The sequence below is a fragment of the Streptomyces sparsus genome (genome assembly GCF_054776295.1).
Genome location: NZ_BAAHCA010000368.1, coordinates 1 through 4,564, shown reverse-complemented (window position 1 = coordinate 4,564; position 4,564 = coordinate 1). Strand labels below are relative to the sequence as shown.

General features: G+C 72.0%; 5 protein-coding genes. 3 read left to right on the top strand and 2 right to left on the bottom strand.

The features are described from left to right. Positions 1-443: MarR family winged helix-turn-helix transcriptional regulator (locus tag ACYVE9_RS16510; RefSeq protein ID WP_461028625.1), on the bottom strand; the 443-nt coding region annotated here is incomplete at its 3' end. A gap of 85 nt (positions 444-528) precedes the next feature. Between ACYVE9_RS16510 and ACYVE9_RS16505 the strand changes: the two genes are divergently transcribed. Continuing rightward, entirely contained in the window at positions 529-1,545 is a 1,017-nt protein-coding gene (locus ACYVE9_RS16505) for an NADP-dependent oxidoreductase (protein ID WP_461028624.1), read from the top strand. Positions 1,546-1,612: 67 nt separating this feature from the next. Beyond that, the gene (locus ACYVE9_RS16500; RefSeq protein WP_461028623.1) at positions 1,613-2,041 is read left to right on the top strand and encodes an organic hydroperoxide resistance protein; all 429 of its coding nucleotides are present in this window, start codon (positions 1,613-1,615) and stop codon (positions 2,039-2,041) included. A 384-nt stretch (positions 2,042-2,425) separates the two neighbouring features. On the opposite strand, the gene ACYVE9_RS16495 is transcribed toward ACYVE9_RS16500, so the two are convergent. Then, entirely contained in the window at positions 2,426-3,019 is a 594-nt protein-coding gene (locus tag ACYVE9_RS16495; protein WP_461028622.1) for a TetR/AcrR family transcriptional regulator, read from the bottom strand. 164 nt (positions 3,020-3,183) lie between these two features. On the opposite strand from ACYVE9_RS16495, the gene ACYVE9_RS16490 reads away from it, so the two are divergent. After that, positions 3,184-4,452, top strand: coding sequence for an MFS transporter (locus tag ACYVE9_RS16490; protein ID WP_461028621.1), 1,269 nt, complete (start codon positions 3,184-3,186; stop codon positions 4,450-4,452). Positions 4,453-4,564: the final 112 nt, after the last annotated feature.

Genomic DNA, 4,564 nt, shown 5'->3' with positions numbered 1-4,564 from the left:
TCCGCGGTGTCGCCGCCCAGCATGCGGTGCAGCAGGTCGCGCAGGGTGGTGCGTTCCGCCTCGGAGAGCCCGGCCAACGGCTCGCGCGCGAAGTCACCCAGCGACTCCCGCAGGCGCGTCGCCACCTCCCGTCCCGCGTCCGTCGCCGCGGCCAGTTTGACCCGGCGGTCCGAGGGCGCCGCCTGCCGCTCCGCCAGGCCCCGCGCCTCCAGCCGGTCGACGATGCCCGTCACGTTGGACGGCTCGCACTTGAGCTGCTCGGCTATCCGGCGCATCGGCGTCGGCCCGACCGTCAGCAGCGCCAGCACCCGTGCCTGGGCGCCGGTGAGTGAGTAGCCGGCCGCGGCTTCGGCGTACTCCTCGTGGTAGCGGGCGACCACCGTGCCGATGAGTTCGACCACCTCACGGGTCAGCGGGTCGGGGGGATTTCTGCGCGGCGTCATGCGATCCAGGATACCCACTTAGTTGACAACATGAAATATCCAGGTGCACAGTTGTTTCACGACCTGAAGCTTTTGGAGGTACCTGATGAGCCTGCCCACCGTCGGCCGCGAATGGCAGCTGACCGCCCGTCCGGACGGCTGGCCCACTCCGGACAACTTCGCGCTGCGGGAAGCGCCGGTGCAGGCACCGGGTGCGGGCCAGATCCTGGTGCGCAACCTGTACATGTCCGTCGACCCGTACATGCGCGGCCGGATGAACGACGTCAAGTCCTATGTGCCCCCGTTCCAGCTGGACAAGCCGATGGACGGCTCCGCGGTGGGCGTCGTGGTGGCCTCCGAGGCGGAGGGCTTCGCCCCCGGCGACCACGTACTGCACTGGCTCGGCTGGCGTGAGTACGCGACCCTCGACGCCCGGCACGCCGAGCCCGTGGACGCGGACCTCGCGCCGCTGAGCGCCTACCTCGGTGTGCTCGGCATGCCGGGGCTGACCGCCTACGCCGGTCTGCTGGAGGTCGCCTCCTTCAAGGAGGGGGACGCGGTGTTCGTCTCCGGCGCCGCCGGTGCCGTCGGCAGCCAGGTCGGCCAGATCGCCCGCCTCAAGGGAGCCTCCCGGGTGGTCGGCAGCGCCGGCTCCAAGGAGAAGGTCGACCTTCTGACCGGCGAGTTCGGCTTCGACGCCGCGTTCAACTACAAGGACGGCCCGGTCGGTGAGCAGCTCAAGGCCGCCGCGCCGGACGGCATCGACGTCTACTTCGACAACGTCGGCGGCGAGCACCTCGAAGCCGCCATCAGCGCGCTGCACGTCCACGGCCGCGTCACCGTCTGCGGCATGATCGGCGAGTACAACAGCAGCGAACCGGCCGCCGCGCCGCGCAACCTCGCACTGGTCATCGGCAAGCGTCTCCGTATCCAGGGCATGCTCGTCGGTGACCACGGGGCGCTCAAGCAGCAGTTCACCCGGGAGACCGCGGCCTGGATCGCATCCGGTGAACTCACCTACCGCGAAACCGTCGTCGAGGGCATCGAGAACGCGGCTGACGCGTTCCTCGGCATGCTCCGCGGCGCCAACACCGGAAAAATGGTCGTCGGCCTCGGCGACTAGACTCACCCCCGGCCGGAGGGTCGTGGGCGCGAACCCCCGGTCAACCATTCCTCAGGAGGAACACTTCATGTCCGTACAGCCCATAGAGGTCGCCTACACCGCCGTGGCCACCGCGGAGAACGGCCGCGACGGCCGCGTCGCCAGCAGTGACGGCCAGCTCGACGTGGTCGTCAACCCGCCCAAGGAGATGGGCGGCAGCGGCGCGGGCACCAACCCGGAGCAGCTCTTCGCAGCCGGCTACAGCGCCTGCTTCCAGAGCGCGCTCACGCTGGTCGCCCGCCGGATGAAGGCCGACGTCACCGGGTCGACCATCACCGCCGAGGTCGGCATCGGCAAGACGCCGGCCGGCGGGTTCGGCCTCACGGTCGCCCTCACGGCGGACATCCCCAACGTGGACGCCGAGACCGCGAAGCAGCTCCTGGAGAAGGCGCACGAGGTGTGCCCCTACTCCGCCGCCACCCGCGGCAACATCGAGGTCACGCTCACCATCGCCTGACTTCCGCACAGCTGACGAAGGCCGTCCCCGGCACCCGGGGGCGGCCTTCGCCGTACCGGCGGACGGATTCCCGTCCCGTACCGGCGGACGGCCGCCCGCGGACGGACGCGGTCACGGACGCAGCAGGACCTTTCCCACGTCGGCGCGTCCACTGCCGACTGGGGTGAGCGCCGACCGAGGGACTCCAGCGGGAGCTGGTGGGTGATCAGCGGCCCGGGACCGGCAGGCCCGTGCCCCCGGCATCCGCCCGAAACACGTCCGCCGGCGGGCTCTCCGTTGCACGTGGTGACGCCGTACCCGCGTCGTCAACGGTCGCCCTCGGGTTCGGGCCAGGCCGCTCACCACCGCCCCGCCGTCTCCGACCGCCTCACGGTGGACCGGCGGTCAGTCGGGGGGTTCCAGCAGGGAGAGCAGGGACCGGAAGACCGCCGGCATGTCCACCGCCTCCGGGTCGAGCAGCCACTGGTACTGGAGGCCGTCCATCACGGCGACGATCAGCGGCGCTGTCTGTTCGGGGGTGAGGCCGCTCGGCAGCCGTTCGCCGAACTCCGCCCGCAGCGTGTCCGCCAGCCCCTCCCGGACGTAGGCGTAGCGCTCGCGGAAGTAGTCCCGCGCCGGGTGGCCCTCGGTGACGCTCTCGCCGAGCAGCGCCGAGAACGTCTGCACGATGCCGGGACGCATGGTGTTGTACTCCACCAGAGTCGCGAAGCCCGCCAGCGGCCACGGCGGATCGCTGCGCTCCCGCCGCCCGGCCGTGCCACCGGTGTCCCAGGCGTCACGTTCCTCCAGGACGGCGATGAGCAGCGCCTCCTTGGTGGGGAAGTAGTGCAGCACCCCCTGCTGGGTGAGCCCGACCCGTTCGGCGACGGCGCCCAGCGTCGCTCCCCGGTAACCGCGCTCGGCGATCACCTCGAGGGCCGTCCGCAGGATCTCCGCCCGCCGCTCCTCGCCTCGCACACCGTGCCTGGCCCGTGTCATCCACAACCCTCCCGCAGGAGCTGCCCGCCGAGGCCGCCACCGATGTCCTGCGAGTGACCATACGACATGCCGACATAACGCAGTGGTGACAGCACCTACCGATCTACAGGTAGTTGGCGTCAGTATGGCGGGCAGACGACAGCCCTCTACGAGGAGGCGCGGCAGTGAGCAGCACCGACGCCCAGGCTCCGGACGCCCCCCGGTCGCCGCTCGGCCCGCCGTCCGCCGCGCCCCGCGGCTACGTGCTGCGCCTCGGCTCCGCCACCTTCGGCCTGTACACCGCGCTCATGACGCCGGTCGTCATCACCATGGCGATCCGGGTGGCCGAAGTGGCGCCCGAGGACAAGGAGGCCGTGCTCGGCCTCGTCCTGGGCGTCGGCGCGGTCTTCGCGCTGATCGCCAACCCGCTCGCCGGCCGGCTCTCCGACCGGACGCGCTCCCGCTACGGACGCCGCCGCCCGTGGCTGCTCGGCGGTGCGGCCGGCGGGGTGCTCGGCCTGGCGGTGATCGCCCTCGTCCCCTCCGTGGTGGCGCTGGTACTGGGCTGGGCCCTGGTGCAGACCGCCTTCAACGCCGTCTACGCCGCGCTGATGGCCACCATTCCCGACCAGGTGCCGCCCGCGGACCGCGGCAAGGCGTCCGGAGCGGTCGGCACCAGTGTCACCGCCGCCGTGCTCGCCGGCGCGGCCGTCGCCGCCCTCGTCCCGGACGTGCGCGCGAAGCTGCTGCTGCCCGCGGTGCTCACCGTCGCCCTGGTCGGCTGGTTCGCCGCCACGTTGCGGGACACCCGCCCCCAGGGGCCCCCGCAGCCGTTCTCCGCACGGGAGTTCTGGAGCAGCTTCGCCTTCGACCCCGTCCGGCACCCCGACTTCGGCTGGGCGTGGCTCACCAAGTTCCTCGTCGTCTTCGGCGGGGTCGCGCCGATGACCTACCTCGTGTACTACGTGCCGTTCCGCCTCGGACTCAGCACCGCCGAGGCCGCCGGAACCGTCGCCGCCCTGATCGCGCTCAACTTCTCCCTCCAGTCGCTGACCGCCGTCGCCGGCGGCTGGATCTCGGACCGCCACGGCCGCCGCAAGCCCTTCGTCATCGCCTCGGGCCTGGTGGTCGCCGTCGGCCTGGCGATCCTCGCCGCCGCCCCCGACCTGACCTGGCTGGTGGTGGCCCTGGTGGTGATGGGCATCGGCGGCGGGCTCTTCTACGCCGTCGACCTCGCCCTGATCACCGAGGTGCTCCCCGACCAGGACAACCCGGCGAAGGATCTCGGCGTGGTCAACATCGCCAACGCCCTGCCCCAGTCGTTGATGCCGATGATCGCCCCCGTGGTGCTCGCCGTCGGCAGCGGCGCCAACTACCCCCTGCTGTTCGCGCTCGCCGCCGCCAGCGCCGCGCTCGGCTCCCTGCTCGTCACCCGTATCCGGGGCGCCCGTTGAGGCGCCCCCGTACCGAAAGGCAGCATTCGTGCCCCCTCGCCCCACCCCGCAGCCCGACCCCGCGACGCCCCACGGAGACACGCCACCCGGCGCGTCGGGGGCAGCCGCGCCC